Genomic DNA, 14,115 nt, shown 5'->3' with positions numbered 1-14,115 from the left:
CAGACGGTCAGAGGGTGTTGACCCAGTTGGTCAGCAGGGCGGCGCCGGCGTCGCCGGACTTCTCGGGGTGGAACTGGGTGGCCCACAGCGGGCCGTTCTCGATGGCCGCGACGAACGGCTGCCCGTGCGTGGCCCAGGTGACCAGCGGCGGGTTGATCCGCGCGCTGTGGGTCTCCAGCTCCCAGTGCCGCACGCCGTAGGAGTGCACGAAGTAGAAGCGGGTGTCGGGGTCCAGGCCGGCGAACATCCGGCTGTCCTCGGGCGCGTCCACGGTGTTCCAGCCCATGTGCGGGACGACGGGGGCGTCCAGCGGCTCGACGGTGCCGGGCCACTCGTCGCAGCCGGCCGTCTCGACGCCGTGCTCGACCCCCTTCTCGAAGAGGATCTGCATGCCGACGCAGATGCCCATGACGGGCCGGCCGCCGGCGAGCCGGCGGCCGATGATCCAGTCCCCGCGGACGGACTTCAGGCCGCGCATGCACGCCTCGAAGGCGCCGACGCCGGGGACGAGCAGGCCGTCCGCGGCCATCGCGGTGTCGTAGTCGGAGCTGACCGTGACGTCGGCCCCGGTCCGTTCGAGGGCGCGCTGCGCGGAGCGGAGGTTGCCGGAGCCGTAGTCGAGGACGACGACGTTCTTGCCCATGATCAGGTGTCCAGTCTCTCTACAGGGCCGGGCGGGCTAGAGGCGCAGCAGGCCCGAGGCCAGGCACATCACGGAGCCGATGGCGAGCACCAGGATGACGCTCTTGGACTGCTTCTGCTTCCAGAAGGAGATCACCCCGCCGGCCAGGAAGAGGCCGACGAAGATGAGGATCATCGCGGTGTTGTTCACAGCGCACCCTTGGTCGACGGGAGGATGCCGGCCGCGCGCGGGTCGCGCTCGGCGGCGTAGCGCAGCGCCCGGGCGAGCGCCTTGAACTGGCATTCCACGATGTGGTGCGCGTTGCGCCCGTACGGGACGTGGACGTGCAGCGCGATCTGCGCCTGGGCGACGAAGGACTCCAGGATGTGCCGGGTCATCGTGGTGTCGTAGGCGCCGATCATCGGCGCCATGCCCTCGGGCTCGGTGTGCACGAGGTACGGCCGGCCGGAGAGGTCGACGGTGACCTGGGCGAGGGACTCGTCCAGCGGCACCGTGCAGTTGCCGAAGCGGTAGATGCCGACCTTGTCGCCGAGCGCCTGCTTGAAGGCGGCGCCGAGGGCGAGCGCGGTGTCCTCGATGGTGTGGTGGGTGTCGATGTGCAGGTCGCCGTCGGTCTTGACGGTGAGGTCGAACAGACCGTGGCGGCCGAGCTGGTCGAGCATGTGGTCGTAGAACCCGACGCCCGTGGAGATGTCGGTCCGTCCGGTGCCGTCGAGGTCGATCTCGACGAGGACGGAGGTCTCCTTGGTGGTGCGCTCGACGCGTCCGATGCGGGACATGGGGTTACAGCTCCTTGGTGACTCTGCGGACGGCGTCCAGGAAGGCGTCGTTCTCGGCGGGCGTGCCGGCGGTGACGCGCAGCCACCCGGGGACGCCGTTGTCGCGGACCAGGACGCCCTGGTCGAGGATGGCCTGCCAGACGGCGTGGGTGTCGGCGAAGCGGCCGAACTGGACGAAGTTGGCGTCCGAGTCGGTCACCTCCAGGCCCATCGCGCGCAGCGCGTCGACCAGCCGGTCGCGTTCCTCCTTGAGCCGGCCGACGTACCCGAGCAGGGTGTCGGTGTGCTCCAGGCAGGCGAGCGCGGTGGCCTGGGTGACGGCGGACAGGTGGTACGGCAGGCGCACCAGCTGGACGGCGTCGACGACGGCCGCGTCGGCGGCGAGGTAGCCGAGGCGCAGCCCGGCGGCGCCGAAGGCCTTGGACATGGTGCGGCTGACGACCAGGTTGGGGCGGCCCTCGATCAGCGGCAGCAGCGAGGCGCGGTGCGAGAACTCGACGTACGCCTCGTCGACGACGACCAGGGCGGGCCGGGCGGCCTGCGCGGCCTCGTACAGCCGCAGCACGGTGTCGGCCGAGACCGCCGTCCCGGTCGGGTTGTTCGGCGAGCAGACGAACACCACGTGGGGCCGGTGCTCGGCGATGGCGGCGAGCGCGGCGTCCACGTCGATGGTGAAGTCGTCGCCCCGCGGGCCGGAGATCCAGCCGGTGCCGGTGCCCCGGGAGATCAGCGCGTGCATCGAGTACGAGGGCTCGAAGCCGAGGGCGGTGCGCCCGGGCCCGCCGAAGGTCTGCAGGAGCTGCTGCAGCACCTCGTTGGAGCCGTTGGCGGCCCACACCTGCGCGCGCCCGACCGGGAAGCCGGTGGTGCGGGTCAGGTACGCGGCCAGGCCCTCGCGCAGTTCGACGGCGTCCCGGTCGGGGTAGCGGTTGAGCCCGCGGGCGGCCTCGGCGACGCGCTCGGCGATCCGGGCGACCAGCTCCTCGGGGAGCGGGTACGGGTTCTCGTTGGTGTTGAGCTGGACGGGCACGTCCAACTGCGGTGCGCCGTACGGGGACTGGCCGCGGAGCTCGTCCCGGATGGGCAGATCGTCGATGCGCGTCACGAGCCGGGAACCGTCCAGTCGAAGCGGGCCTTGATGGCGTCCCCGTGCCCCGGCAGGTCCTCCGCGTCGGCCAGGGTCACGACGTGCGCGGCGACGTCCGCGAGCGCGTCCCGGTCGTACTCGACGACCTGCACGCCGCGCAGGAAGGTCTGCACGGACAGCCCGGACGAGTGGCAGGCGCAGCCGCCGGTGGGCAGCACGTGGTTGGAGCCGGCCGCGTAGTCGCCGAGCGAGACCGGGGTCCAGCGGCCGATGAAGACCGCGCCCGCGTTGACCACCCGGGCGGCGACGGCGTGCGGGTCGCGGGTCTGGATCTCCAGGTGCTCGGCCGCGTACGCGTTGACGACGGCCAGGCCCTGGTCGAGGTCGTCGACCAGGATGATGCCGGACTGCCGGCCGCCGAGCGCCTCGGCGACGCGCTCGCTGTGCTTGGTCCGCGCGACCTGCACGGCCAGCTCGGCCTCGACGGCGTCGGCCAGCGCCGGGGAGTCGGTGACCAGCACCGAGCCGGAGGTGGGGCCGTGCTCGGCCTGGCTGATCAGGTCGGCGGCGACGTCGGAGGGCAGCGCGCTGTCGTCGGCGAGGACGGCGATCTCGGTCGGGCCGGCCTCGGAGTCGATGCCGATCCGGCCGGAGAAGTAGCGCTTGGCGGCGGCCACGTAGATGTTGCCGGGGCCGGTGACCATGTTCACCGGCGCGCACTCCTCGGTGCCCAGGGCGAACATCGCGACGGCCTGGGCGCCGCCGACCGCGTAGACCTCCTCGACGCCGAGCAGCGCGCAGGCCGCCAGGATCGTCGGGTGCACCTTGCCGCCGAACTCCTTTTGCGGCGGGGAGGTGACCGCGATGCCCGCCACACCGGCCTCCTGGGCCGGCACCACGTTCATCACCACGGACGACGGGTACACCGCCAGCCCGCCCGGCACGTACAGCCCGACCCGCTCGACCGGCACCCACCGCTGGGTGACGGTGCCGCCCGGCACCACCTGCGTGGTGTGCCCGGTGCGGCGCTGGTCGGCGTGCACGGCGCGGGCCCGGCGGATCGACTCCTCCAGCGCGGCCCGCACCCTCGGGTCCAGCGTCTCCAGGGCGGCGGTCAGCTGCTCGGCCGGGACCCGGGTCGACTCCAGCCGGACGCCGTCGAAGCGCTCGGTGATCTCGATCAGCGCCGCGACCCCGCGATGGCGTACGTCCTCGGCGATCGGCCGCACCTTCTCCAGGGCGGCCGCCACGTCGAACTCGGCACGGGGCAGCAGGTCACGCGGGTCGTCCAGCGAGCCGCGGAGGTCGATTCGAGAGATCACGCCACCCAGTGTAAGGAGTGCCCGGAACGGCTGGTCCCGCATATCAGTCCGTGATACGAAGGGCGAGACAGCAGGGGGACGGGGGGAGACCGTAGATGCAGTGCGTTCCAGACGCTCCGGAGGGCTGGTCCGACGTCGAGCGGGAGCTCTGGGAGGCGTTCCGGCACGGCAACGTCTTCGACCGCCGGGCGGGTGACGCGGACACCGACGACCCCTTCGGCGACGCGGTGTGGGGGCCGTCACGCACCGTGCGCGCCGAGGTGCTGGCCCAGCTGCTGCTGGCCGGCCCGGAGGCCGTCCCCGGCCGGGTCGCCTCGCTGCGGATGAACGGCGTGCAGGTCACCGGCCCGCTCAACCTGGCCGGCGGCCGGATATCCCACTACCTGGAGCTGTACGGCTGCCGCTTCGACCACAAGGTCCTGGTCTCCGAGGCCGAGGCCAGCACCCTGCGGCTGGTCGACTGCCTGCTGCCCCGCCTGGAGGCCTCCCGGCTGACCACCAGCGGCGACCTCCACCTGGCCCGCAGCCGCGTCCCCGAGGGCATCCGGCTCACCGACGCCAAGATCGGCACCGACCTGCTGCTCAACCTCGCCAAGGTCGGCGGCGACCGCTACGGCCGCGCGATCTCCGCCGACGGGATCACCATCCACCAGGACTTCGAGGCCGAACGCATCGAGGTGGACGGCGAGTTGAGCATCCGCACGGCCCGGATCGGCGGCCGGCTGTCGCTGCGCGGCGCCCAGCTGCGGGCCGCCCCGCAGAACCGCACCTGCCTCAACGCCGTCCGCGTCACGGTCGGCCACACCCTGTACCTGACCGGCTCCGCGGACACCGGCTGGATCGGCTCCCGCAGCTACTACGGCTCCGGCTACGGCCAGAACCCGTCCCCGGACGGCCCGATCACCCCGTTCCGCGCCCACGGCCGGGTCCGGCTCTCCGACAGCCGCTTCGAGGGCGCCTGCCTGATCTCCGGCGAGTTCCACCTCGAAGGCGGCGACGAGCTGTCGCTGCGCCGCATCCACACCCCCGAGCTGCGCTTCACCTGCCGCACCCGCCCGACCGGCCCGGTGTCGCTCTCCCGCGCCCGGGTCGGCAACCTGGTCGACACCCCGGGCGCCTGGCCGCGCGGCAAGCACCTGGGCCTGACCGGCTTCGTGTACGAGTGCCTGCGCCCGGCCGAGCCGTTCACCATCCAGCAGCGGATCGCCTGGCTGGAGGGCTCCTCGGTGGAGTTCCAGCCGGAGTCGTACGAGCAGCTGGCCGCCGCCCTGCGCCGCGACGGCGCCGACGACGACGCCCGCGAGGTGCTGTACGCCAAGCAGCGCCGCCGCCGGGCCACCCTGCCGCTGCCCTCCCGCGTCTGGGGCCTGGTCCAGGACGTCACGGTCGGCTACGGCTTCCGCCCCGGCCGGGCCGGCCTGTGGCTGCTGCTCGCCTGGGCGCTCGGCAGCGCCTGGTTCGCCACCCACCGGCTGCAGCCGCTGAAAGCGGACGAGAACCCGCACTGGAATCCGGTGCTGTACACCCTCAACGAGCTGCTGCCGATCATCGACCTCAACCAGGGCGCCTGGAACCCGGGCGGCGTCGAGCAGTGGCTCTCCGCCGGACTGGTCGTCGTCGGCTGGCTGCTCGCCTCCACCTTCGTCGCCGGCGCCACCAGGATGCTGCAGCGCGGGTAGCGCCTGTCTCCTGGATCCTCGCCCGGCGCGAAACGGGGCGGCACGCCCCGCCCCGGGGGAACTACGCTGTCCGCCGTGACAGAACGGCTCCCGCTCTTCCCGCTGAACACCGTGCTCTACCCGGGCCTGGTGCTGCCCCTCAACGTCTTCGAGGAGCGCTACCGCCGTCTCGTCGCCGACCTGCTGGAACGCCCCGAGGACGAACCGCGCCGGTTCGGCGTGGTCGCCATCAAGGACGGCCGCGAGGTCGCCCCGGTGCGCCCCGAGGACGGCCCGGCCGGGCCGCTCGACGGCCTCGGCACCGTCACCGGGGACCCGCTGGAGGCGGTCTTCCACCTCGGCTGCGTGGCGGACGTCTCGTCCGCCACGCAGCAGCCGGACGGCCGCTACGAGCTGCTGGTCACCGGCACCACCCGCTTCGTGCTGCGCTCGGTCGACGCCTCCGGACCGTACCTCACCGGCGAGATCGAGCCCGTCGAGGAGCGCTCCGGCGAAGGCTCCGGCGCCCTGGCCGCCGAGGTCGAGCGGGCGTTCCGGGTCTACCAGAAGCGGCTGGCCGGCGCCCGCGAGGCCAGCACCGTCGGCCGCCAGGAGCTGCCCGACGACCCGCAGGTGCTGTCCTACCTCGTCGCCGCGGCCTCCGTCTTCGAGACGCCGGTCAAGCAGCGGCTGCTCGCCTGCCCGGACACCGCCCAGCGGCTGCGCAGCGAACTCGACCTGCTGCGCCGCGAGTCCGCGGTGCTGAGCTGGCTGCCCTCGCTGCCGGCCGTCGACCTCACCCGCCAGTCCTTCAGCCCGAACTGAACCAGGACCCCTCACCCCATGGCCAAGAAGCCGAAGAAGGGCGGCCAGGGCACCCCGGCCACCGTCGCCCTGGAGACCGCCGCCGTCCCGTTCACCGTCCACGCCTACGAGCACGACCCGGCCGCCGCCTCCTACGGCGGCGAGGCGGCCGAGGCGCTGGGCGTCACGCCGGAGCGGGTGTTCAAGACCCTCGTCGCCGACGTCGACGGCACCCTCACGGTCGGCGTCGTCCCGGTCGCCGGCCAGCTCGACCTCAAGGCCCTCGCCGCGGCGGTCGGCGGCAAACGCGCCGCCATGGCGGACCCGGCCGCCGCCGAACGCAGCAGCGGCTACGTCCGCGGCGGCATCTCCCCCCTCGGCCAGCGCCGCCCCCTGCGCACCGTCGTCGACGCCAGCGCCCTCGGCCACCCCACCGTCTACGTCTCGGCGGGCCGCCGCGGCCTGGAGGTCGAACTCTCCCCCGCCGACCTCGTCGCGCTCACCGACGCCGACACCGCCCCCATCGCCCGCTGACGGACGCCCGGGGGCTACGCAATCAGCCCTGAACCCGGTCCTCCGGCTCCGTGGGCGCCCCCGCCGGAGGCGTCCCGTACGTCCCCGCCGGCGTCCCCCAGTACGGCGGCGGGTCCTCCTCCCGCTTCCCGAACATCGCCGACAGCGCGAGCAGCACCACCATCGCCGCCATCGGCCACACCAGCAGCGCGCCCCTCGCCCCGAGCTCGATGCTCGCGTCGAAGTGCCCGCCGTTGCCGACTCGGCGCGCCTCGCCGATCAGGTTGTCGCTGGGCCCCAGCCACGTCCCGATCCGCCAGGCCCCGATCGAGCCGAGGAGCCCGCCCACGGCGAGCCCGACCGCGACCGCGATCCCGCCCCCGCGCTTGCGGGTGACCAGGAAGGCCCCGAGCGCCGTGAGGATCCCGGCGCCCAGCGCGATGAGGACGAACACCGCGTCGGCCCCGGCCCGCTGTTCGCCCTCGGGGTCCCCGTAGAGGATCCGGTCGCCGTCGACGACGAGCGGCACCTTGGGCGCGAGCCAGGCCCACAGCCCGGCCATGACCACACCGGCCAGCAGGCAGGCGAGCACCGCGCCGGCCCCGACCCGCAGTTCGGGCACCAGCCGCTGTCCGGCCGTGGGCGCCGGCACGAGCTCGGCGGGCAGCGGAAGGACGTCCCCGGCCTCCGGGGCACCCGCGGGGGGCGCGAACGGGTCGGGGGCGGCGCCCGGAACGGCCCGCACGTCGGCGTCCGTGTCGGCGTCGGAGCGATCCGGAGGTGTGTTCGGTACGGTCACGGTCCCCATCGTTTCACGTCGGCCACCGGGACGACGGAACGGCCCTCTGCACCGGGCCTACCGGGAGACGGCCCGCCGGTAGGCCCAGGTGGCGATCGCCAGCGACGCCACACCCACCGCCGCGCACACCCCGAGGTCCGCCGCGACCATCCCCCAGTCGGGGTGGGGGTCGAACGTCCGGGCGAAGGCCTCCACCCCGTACGTGGACGGCAGCAGGTCCCGCAGCCACAGCACCGGCTGCGGCAGGTGGTCGACGGGCAGCACGCCGAGCAGCAGCGCCGCCGACATGCCGAGCTGCCCGAGCATGGTGGCGATCTCCTGCCGGGGGGCCAGCAGCCCGCAGGCGGCCCCCAGCCCGGACAGCGCCGCGCCGGCCAGCGGCACGACGGCCAGCAGCACCCACAGCTGCCCGAGCGGCAGCCCGAACATCACCCCGCCGATCACGGCCGTCGCGACCGTCCCCGGCAGCGTGAACGACGCGTACGCACCGGCCGCGCCGAGCACCACCGAGGCCGCCGGCACCGGCAGCGTCGCGTAGTGGTCCAGTCCACCGGTGGCCCGCAGCTTCCCGAAGTACTGCGCGAGCAGGTTGAGCGCCACGAAGGCGACGACCAGCACGCTCGACCCGGCGACCACCGACCGCGCCGCCGAGGTCTGCCCGGCGTCGACGACGCCCCGCATCATCACCAGGATGCCGACCGACTGGAAGGTCGCGACGAACAGCAGCGGGATGCGCGCCACCCGGGCCCGGGCGAGCTGCGCCCGGTAGACGGCGGCGAGCGCGGGCAGCAGCCGGGCGGAGGGGCCGAGCGGGGCCGGGGCGGCGGCCCGCCGGTCGGTCTGCGGCGGCACCGAGAGCAGTGTCACTTGGCCAGTCCTCCGTGGCGGCCGCCGAGCTTGAGGTAGGCGTCCTCAAGGCTCGGGGTGGCGAGGGTGAAGTCGTCGAGCGCCGCGAAGGCCGGGCCGGTGGTGACGGCGGCGACCAGTTCGCGGGCCTCTTCGGGGGTGGTGCGGACGGTCCAGCGGCGCCCGGTGCGTTCGGCCCGGGCGGCGAGCGCGGCGACGGCGGGGACACCGGTCGGCGCCTCGTCGCGCCAGACCAGGTCGAGCCGGACGTCACCGTCGACGAGCGCCTTGAGCCCGCCGGGCGTGTCGCAGGCGATCACCCGGCCCTCGTCGATCACGGCGACCCGGTCGAGCACGGTCTCCGCCTCGATCACGTTGTGGGTGACGAGCAGCACGGTCGTGCCGTGCTCGGCCCGGCGCCGGTCGACGGCGCTCCAGACGGCCCGCCGGGCGACCGGGTCCATCCCGGTGGTCGGCTCGTCGAGGACGAGCAGCGGCCGCTCCCCCACCAGGGCGGCCGCGAAGCAGGCGAGCCGCCGCTGCCCGCCGGACAGCTTGGCGAGCGGCCGGGCGGCGATCGGCTCCAGCCCGAGTTCGGCCAGCACCTCGGCGGCCGCGGCCCGGGCGGCCGCCCGGGAGAGCCCGCGCAGCCGGCCGGTGGTCTCGGCGGCCAGCGCGACGGTCAGCTCGTCCAGCGCCGTCGACTCCTGCCCGAGGTAGCCGAGCAGCCGCGCGGCCCGCTCGGGGTGCCGCACGATGTCGTGCCCGAGCAGTTCGACCGAGCCCGAGTCCGGCCGCAGCAGCCCGGTGAGCTGGCGCACCAGCGTGGACTTGCCGGCGCCGTTGGGGCCGAGCAGCCCGAAGATCTCGCCCTGCCGGACGGTGAGGCTGATGCCGTCGTTGGCCCGGATCTCGGTGGCGGAGGCGCCGCGCCCGCCGCGGTACGTCCGGACGAGGTCGCGTACGGCGACGCACGGCGGGGTGTCCTGGGGTGCTCTCCCGGCCGTCTCGTTCACGACCGAAGACTCTACGCGCTCACACGCGCCGACCGGACACCGGGCACCGGCCGCCGTCCACCACCCGAGACTGCACGGCGTCGCTAGTCCTCGACCACCATGGACCCGCCGGGCACCCGGGCGGCGAGTTCCTTCCAGAACCCGGCCCGGATCGCGTACCGGTCGTGCTCGTCGATCTGGTCGTCCTTGTGCGCGAGCAGCCCGAAGCGGGCGGCGTAGCGCAGCAGCTCGCCGTCGACGCGGTGCGGGATGCGCGGGTAGTCGGGCCAGAGCACGGTGAGCTTCTCGACGTCGCCGAGCCGGTCGCTCCAGCGCCGGGCGAAGACCTGCCCGACCTCGTGGGCGTCGCCGCCGATGGAGGTGATGTCCTCCTCGCGGTCGGCCCAGCGCTGTTCGGCGGTGGTGAGCTGGGCCAGCGTCGGCAGGCTGTCGCCGGCGGTGACGGACGGCTCCGGCGCGGGCCGGTCCACCCAGCCCCGGTCGGAGGACCACCGCAGCACCGGCCCGCCCGCGCCGCCGCTGCCGTTGACGTGCCCGTGCGCGTGGCCGTTCGCATGGCCGTTGGCGTGACCGGCGGAGTGGCCGTTGACGGCCGGGGTGATCGGGGTGACGGACGGGACCCGCCCGGCGAGGTCCTTGGGCGTCGGGACGACCCGCAGGGTGGCGGCGGCGGGCTGCGGCGCCCCGTTCGCGGCGGGGGCCTCGGGGGCGGCCGCGGCGGCGGGCTCGACGGCCGGCGGCACCACGCCGGGCACGACGGACGGGACGGCGGGCGGCGCGGCGAGGATCTTGGCGATCTCGTGCCGGGCGGCGCCCGACCCGGGCGCCGGGAAGACGGTGGGGGTCTCCCGCAGCGAGAACGAGCCCTCGATCCACTCGCGGTCGAGCACCCGCCGTTCGTCGGCCTCGCCGACCAGGTCCTCGGACTGGTTGAAGTCCCCGTCCGCGGCCTGCAGGGCCCACAGGTGGACGGCGACGCCGTGCTCCTTGGCGGTCATCATGCCGGGCAGCAGGTCGCCGTCGCCGGTGATCAGCACGACGTCGGCGCAGGCCCGGTTGCGGGCGAGCTCGGAGAGCTCGGCGTGCATCGCGGCGTCGACGCCCTTCTGCACCCAGCGGCCCTCGGCCCGGGTGAGCGCGCCGAGCCGCACGGTGACCCGGGGCAGGACGCGCAGCCGCCGGTGCTCCGGCATCGGGCGCCGGTCGGGCGCGGCGTCGAACCAGTAGATGCGCAGCAGCGGCAGGCCGGTCTCGGCCTCGGCGCGTTCGCGCAGGGCGCTGATCAGCGCGGTGTGGTCGACGGTGACTCTGGAGCGGGACGGGTCTCCGGCGAGCAGGCTGGCGGCGGCGCCCAGCAGGTATCCGGCATCCACCAGGACGACACAGCGGTCCATCCGCGCACCTTCTTTCCGCTCGCCCTCGGGGGTTCCGACTGGGTGGGCGGTCGCCCGTCGTCCGGGCGTGTGGGGTGAGGGGCCCCCGTGGCCGCCCGATCGTTGGGTCACCTTTTCCCACTGGTTCACCTGCCGAACCACGGGGGATGTCCCGGTACCGCAACAGCCGCCCCAACGATCCGCAAAGAAACGCGAAGGCGGGCCCCGTTCAACGACGGGGCCCGCCAAACGTCACCGCGGGCGTCAGCCGCGCAGCTCCGCGGCGACCAGCTCGGCCAGCTGGACGGCGTTGAGCGCGGCGCCCTTGCGCAGGTTGTCGTTGGAGAGGAACAGCGACAGGCCGTGCTCGACGGTCTCGTCGGCGCGGATGCGGCCGACGTAGCTCGGGTCCTTGCCCGCGGCCTGGAGCGGGGTGGGGATCTCGGACAGCTCGACGCCGGGGGCGCCGGTGAGCAGCTCGACGGCCCGCTCGGGGCTGATCGGGCGCTCGAAGCGGGCGTTGATCTGCAGCGAGTGGCCAGAGAAGACCGGGACGCGCACGCAGGTGCCGGACACCTTCAGCTCCGGGATGCCGAGGATCTTGCGGCTCTCGTGGCGGAGCTTCTGCTCCTCGTCGGTCTCGTTGGAGCCGTCCTCGACGATGGAGCCGGCCAGCGGCACCACGTTGAAGGCGATCGGCCGCCGGTAGACCTTGGGCTCGGGGAACTCGACGGCGCCGCCGTCGTGGGCGAGGCCGGCGGCGCCGTCCACGACCTTGGCGGCCTGGTCCCGCAGCTCGGCGACGCCGGCCACGCCGCTGCCGGAGACGGCCTGGTAGGTGGAGACGACGAGGGCGGCCAGGCCGGCCTCCTCGTGCAGCGGGCGCAGCACGGGCATGGCGGCCATCGTGGTGCAGTTGGGGTTGGCGATGATGCCCTTGGGGCGGTCGGCGACGGCCTCCGGGTTGACCTCGGAGACGACCAGCGGGACCTCGGGGTCGCGGCGCCAGGCGGAGGAGTTGTCGATGACGACGGCACCGGCGGCGGCGACCTTGGGCGCGAGGGCCTTGGAGGTGGAGCCGCCGGCGGAGAAGATCACGATGTCGAGGCCGGTGTAGTCGGCCGTGGCCGCGTCCTCGACGGTGACCTCGGTGCCCTGCCAGGGCAGCGTGCGCCCGGCCGAGCGGGCCGAGGCGAACAGCCGCAGCTGCTCGACCGGGCCGATACCACCGGGAAGCCCGGCGCGCTCCGCCAGGATCTCGCGGACCACGCCGCCGACCTGGCCGGTGGCCCCGACAATGCCGATCTTCATTCCGACTACTCCTCTGGATGGTGCTGTCTACAGCCGCACGCTGCCCATCATGCCTTGTCACGGGCATCGCGCGACCAGCCATTTCACTGGGTGAGAGCCGCGCTACTGGTCCAGACCACTGGCCAGCGCCAGCGCCGCCTCCACCTCGGGCCGCCCCGCCGGCAGCAGCGGCAGCCGCACGTCCGGGGTCGGGATGCGGCCCTGGGCGTGCAGCACCCCCTTGGTCACCGCCGGGTTCGGCGCCGTGAAGGCGGCCAGCGCCAGGCCGGTCAGCCGGTGCCCGAGCGCCCGCGCCCGCTCGGCGTCCCCGGCCCGCCAGGCCTCGTACAGCTCGACGAACCGGCCGGTGGCCAGGTGCGCGGAGGCCAGGATGCCGCCGGCCGCGCCGAGCGCCAGCATCGGCGCCAGGAAGGCGTCCTCGCCGGTGAGGAAGGCGAACCCCTCGGGGGTGTCGGCGAGCAGTTCCGCGGCCGCCTGGTCGAGGCCGCCGGTCGCGTACTTGACGCCCACCACGCCGTCGATCGCGGCGAGTTCGCGCAGCGCGGCGGCGGACAGCTGCTGCCCGGTGCGGTACGGGATGTGGTAGACGACCAGCGGCAGCGGGCTGCTCGCGGCCAGCGCCCGGAAGTGCGCGACGGTGCCCGCCTCGCCGGGCCGGACGAAGGCCGGCACGGTCACCAGCGCGGCGGCGGCCCGCGGCACCCGGGCGCCGAGCGCGGCCAGCGCCTCGCCGACCGCCCGGGTGTCGCCGCCGGACGCGCCGACGATCAGCCGGGCGCCGCGCGCGGCGCAGACGGCGGCGGCGGCGTCGACCACGGCGTCCCGCTCCTCGGCGGTGAGCGCGGCGGGCTCGCCGGTGGTGCCGAGCGCCACCAGGCCGGCCGCGCCGGCGTCGAGCACCTCGGCGGCCAGCTTCTCCAGCGCGTCGAGGGCGACGGAGCCGTCGGCGGCGAACGGGGTGATCAGGGGGACGTAGATGCCCTTGAGGTCCATGCCCACGATCCTGCGGCCGGGCCGATCACCAGGTCCAGTTCACATGTGTGACGCTTCTCGTAAGCTGAGCCGATGCTCGACGTCCGACGCCTGCGCCTGCTGCGCGAACTCGCCCACCTCGGCACCATCGCCGCCGTCGCCGAGGCGCTGTCCTTCAGCCCTTCGGCGGTGTCCCAGCAGCTGTCCGTCCTGGAGAAGGAGGCCGGCGTCCCGCTGCTGGAGCGCACCGGGCGGCGGGTGACGCTCACCCCGGCCGCGCTCGGGCTGGTCCGGCACGCCGAGGCGGTGCTCGCCCTGCTGGAGCAGGCGGGCGCCGAACTCGCCCACACCAAGCGGGGGTTGGCCGGCCCGCTGCGGATCGGCACCTACCCCTCGGCGGCCCGCGCGATCATCCCGGGGGCGCTCGCCGAGCTGGCCGCCTGGCACCCCGGGCTGGAGCCGATGGTCACCGAGGTCGACCCGGCGGGCGTCGGCGCGGCGCTGCGCGCGGGCGAGCTGGACGTGGCGCTGGTGCACGAGTACGACCTCGTCCCGGCCGACCCGGAGCCGGGCCTGGCGCTGACCCGGCCGCTGTTCACCGAGCCGATGTACCTGGCCGGGCGCGCCCCCGGCACGATCGCCGAGCAGCGCGCCGCGCCGTGGATCATGTCCCCGCCCGGCACGCTCTGCCACACCATGACCGTCCGCGCCTGCGAGGCGGCGGGCTTCGCGCCGCGCGTCCGGCACCAGATCGACGACTTCACCACCGTGCTGGCGCTGGTCGCGGCCGGCCAGGGGGTGGCCCTGGTCCCCCACCTGGGCACGGACCGGCAGCCGCCCGGGGTCGTCCTCACCCGGCTGCCGATGTACCGCCGCACCCGCGCCGCCTTCCGCGCCGGCGCGGGCTCCCACCCGGCCATCTCGGCCTTCGTCTCGGCCCTGCACACGGCCGTGCCCGCGGGCCTGGGCGGCGGGTCCTGAGAACGGCCCGG

General features: G+C 74.6%; 15 protein-coding genes. 4 read left to right on the top strand and 11 right to left on the bottom strand.

Annotated elements, in window-relative coordinates:
* Window positions 1-7: 7 nt before the first annotated feature.
* The 5 genes from hisH to hisD are packed head-to-tail and all read right to left on the bottom strand — an operon-like array spanning window position 8 to window position 3,831.
* Window positions 8-643, bottom strand: coding sequence for an imidazole glycerol phosphate synthase subunit HisH (hisH, locus tag AB2U05_RS24895; RefSeq protein ID WP_045710370.1), 636 nt, complete (start codon window positions 641-643; stop codon window positions 8-10).
* Window positions 644-679: 36 nt separating this feature from the next.
* Complete coding sequence (locus AB2U05_RS24890; RefSeq protein ID WP_045692087.1) at window positions 680-832, bottom strand: hypothetical protein; 153 nt, start codon at window positions 830-832, stop codon at window positions 680-682.
* Complete coding sequence (hisB, locus tag AB2U05_RS24885) at window positions 829-1,422, bottom strand: imidazoleglycerol-phosphate dehydratase HisB (RefSeq protein WP_045692088.1); 594 nt, start codon at window positions 1,420-1,422, stop codon at window positions 829-831. Before hisB ends, AB2U05_RS24890 begins: the two co-directional genes overlap by 4 nt.
* 4 nt (window positions 1,423-1,426) lie before the next feature.
* Window positions 1,427-2,527 carry a histidinol-phosphate transaminase gene (locus tag AB2U05_RS24880; RefSeq protein ID WP_045692089.1) on the bottom strand — a complete coding sequence of 367 codons (1,101 nt, stop codon included), beginning with the start codon at window positions 2,525-2,527 and terminating at the stop codon, window positions 1,427-1,429.
* Window positions 2,524-3,831: a histidinol dehydrogenase gene (gene hisD, locus AB2U05_RS24875; protein ID WP_369184291.1), complete on the bottom strand. Its 1,308-nt coding sequence runs from the start codon at window positions 3,829-3,831 to the stop codon at window positions 2,524-2,526. Before hisD ends, AB2U05_RS24880 begins: the two co-directional genes overlap by 4 nt.
* A 95-nt stretch (window positions 3,832-3,926) precedes the next feature.
* Here hisD and AB2U05_RS24870 point away from each other — a divergent pair, with 95 nt between their 5' ends.
* The 3 genes from AB2U05_RS24870 (at window position 3,927) to ybaK (ending at window position 6,827) form a co-directional block, all read left to right on the top strand.
* The gene (locus tag AB2U05_RS24870) at window positions 3,927-5,510 is read left to right on the top strand and encodes a hypothetical protein (RefSeq protein ID WP_045692091.1); all 1,584 of its coding nucleotides are present in this window, start codon (window positions 3,927-3,929) and stop codon (window positions 5,508-5,510) included.
* Between the two features lie 66 nt (window positions 5,511-5,576).
* A complete protein-coding gene (locus AB2U05_RS24865; protein WP_167352884.1) occupies window positions 5,577-6,314 on the top strand; it encodes an LON peptidase substrate-binding domain-containing protein in 738 nt (245 codons plus the stop codon).
* A gap of 18 nt (window positions 6,315-6,332) precedes the next feature.
* On the top strand, window positions 6,333-6,827 hold the full coding sequence (gene ybaK / locus AB2U05_RS24860; RefSeq protein ID WP_369184290.1) for a Cys-tRNA(Pro) deacylase: 495 nt from the start codon (window positions 6,333-6,335) through the stop codon (window positions 6,825-6,827).
* 22 nt (window positions 6,828-6,849) lie between these two features.
* On the opposite strand, the gene AB2U05_RS24855 is transcribed toward ybaK, so the two are convergent.
* The 6 genes from AB2U05_RS24855 to AB2U05_RS24830 form a co-directional block, all read right to left on the bottom strand.
* A complete protein-coding gene (locus tag AB2U05_RS24855; protein ID WP_369184289.1) occupies window positions 6,850-7,605 on the bottom strand; it encodes a hypothetical protein in 756 nt (251 codons plus the stop codon).
* A gap of 57 nt (window positions 7,606-7,662) precedes the next feature.
* Window positions 7,663-8,457, bottom strand: coding sequence for an ABC transporter permease (locus AB2U05_RS24850; protein ID WP_369185991.1), 795 nt, complete (start codon window positions 8,455-8,457; stop codon window positions 7,663-7,665).
* An 11-nt stretch (window positions 8,458-8,468) separates the two neighbouring features.
* Complete coding sequence (locus AB2U05_RS24845; RefSeq protein WP_045692095.1) at window positions 8,469-9,467, bottom strand: ABC transporter ATP-binding protein; 999 nt, start codon at window positions 9,465-9,467, stop codon at window positions 8,469-8,471.
* A gap of 83 nt (window positions 9,468-9,550) precedes the next feature.
* Window positions 9,551-10,861, bottom strand: coding sequence for an NYN domain-containing protein (locus tag AB2U05_RS24840; RefSeq protein WP_045692096.1), 1,311 nt, complete (start codon window positions 10,859-10,861; stop codon window positions 9,551-9,553).
* Between the two features lie 243 nt (window positions 10,862-11,104).
* The gene (locus tag AB2U05_RS24835) at window positions 11,105-12,151 is read right to left on the bottom strand and encodes an aspartate-semialdehyde dehydrogenase (protein WP_045692097.1); all 1,047 of its coding nucleotides are present in this window, start codon (window positions 12,149-12,151) and stop codon (window positions 11,105-11,107) included.
* Window positions 12,152-12,253: 102 nt separating this feature from the next.
* Window positions 12,254-13,144: a dihydrodipicolinate synthase family protein gene (locus AB2U05_RS24830; RefSeq protein WP_045692098.1), complete on the bottom strand. Its 891-nt coding sequence runs from the start codon at window positions 13,142-13,144 to the stop codon at window positions 12,254-12,256.
* A 72-nt stretch (window positions 13,145-13,216) separates the two neighbouring features.
* Here AB2U05_RS24830 and AB2U05_RS24825 point away from each other — a divergent pair, with 72 nt between their 5' ends.
* On the top strand, window positions 13,217-14,104 hold the full coding sequence (locus AB2U05_RS24825) for a LysR substrate-binding domain-containing protein (RefSeq protein ID WP_369184288.1): 888 nt from the start codon (window positions 13,217-13,219) through the stop codon (window positions 14,102-14,104).
* Window positions 14,105-14,115: the final 11 nt, after the last annotated feature.

It is taken from the genome of Streptomyces sp. Y1, assembly GCF_041053115.1.
Lineage (GTDB): Bacteria > Actinomycetota > Actinomycetes > Streptomycetales > Streptomycetaceae > Kitasatospora > Kitasatospora rubellomurina.
Note: the sequence above shows the minus strand (reverse complement) of the source record. Positions and strands in the feature narration are given on the sequence as shown.

Excerpts from the sequence above, each read along its gene's own strand:
- hisH (WP_045710370.1), bottom strand. The coding sequence starts at position 643 with ATGGGCAAGAACGTCGTCGTCCTCGACTACGGCTCCGGCAACCTCCGC.
- hisB (WP_045692088.1), bottom strand. The coding sequence starts at position 1,422 with ATGTCCCGCATCGGACGCGTCGAGCGCACCACCAAGGAGACCTCCGTC.
- AB2U05_RS24870 (WP_045692091.1), top strand. The coding sequence starts at position 3,927 with ATGCAGTGCGTTCCAGACGCTCCGGAGGGCTGGTCCGACGTCGAGCGG.
- ybaK (WP_369184290.1), top strand. The coding sequence starts at position 6,333 with ATGGCCAAGAAGCCGAAGAAGGGCGGCCAGGGCACCCCGGCCACCGTC.
- AB2U05_RS24840 (WP_045692096.1), bottom strand. The coding sequence starts at position 10,861 with ATGGACCGCTGTGTCGTCCTGGTGGATGCCGGATACCTGCTGGGCGCC.
- AB2U05_RS24835 (WP_045692097.1), bottom strand. The coding sequence starts at position 12,151 with ATGAAGATCGGCATTGTCGGGGCCACCGGCCAGGTCGGCGGCGTGGTC.
- AB2U05_RS24830 (WP_045692098.1), bottom strand. The coding sequence starts at position 13,144 with ATGGACCTCAAGGGCATCTACGTCCCCCTGATCACCCCGTTCGCCGCC.
- AB2U05_RS24825 (WP_369184288.1), top strand. The coding sequence starts at position 13,217 with ATGCTCGACGTCCGACGCCTGCGCCTGCTGCGCGAACTCGCCCACCTC.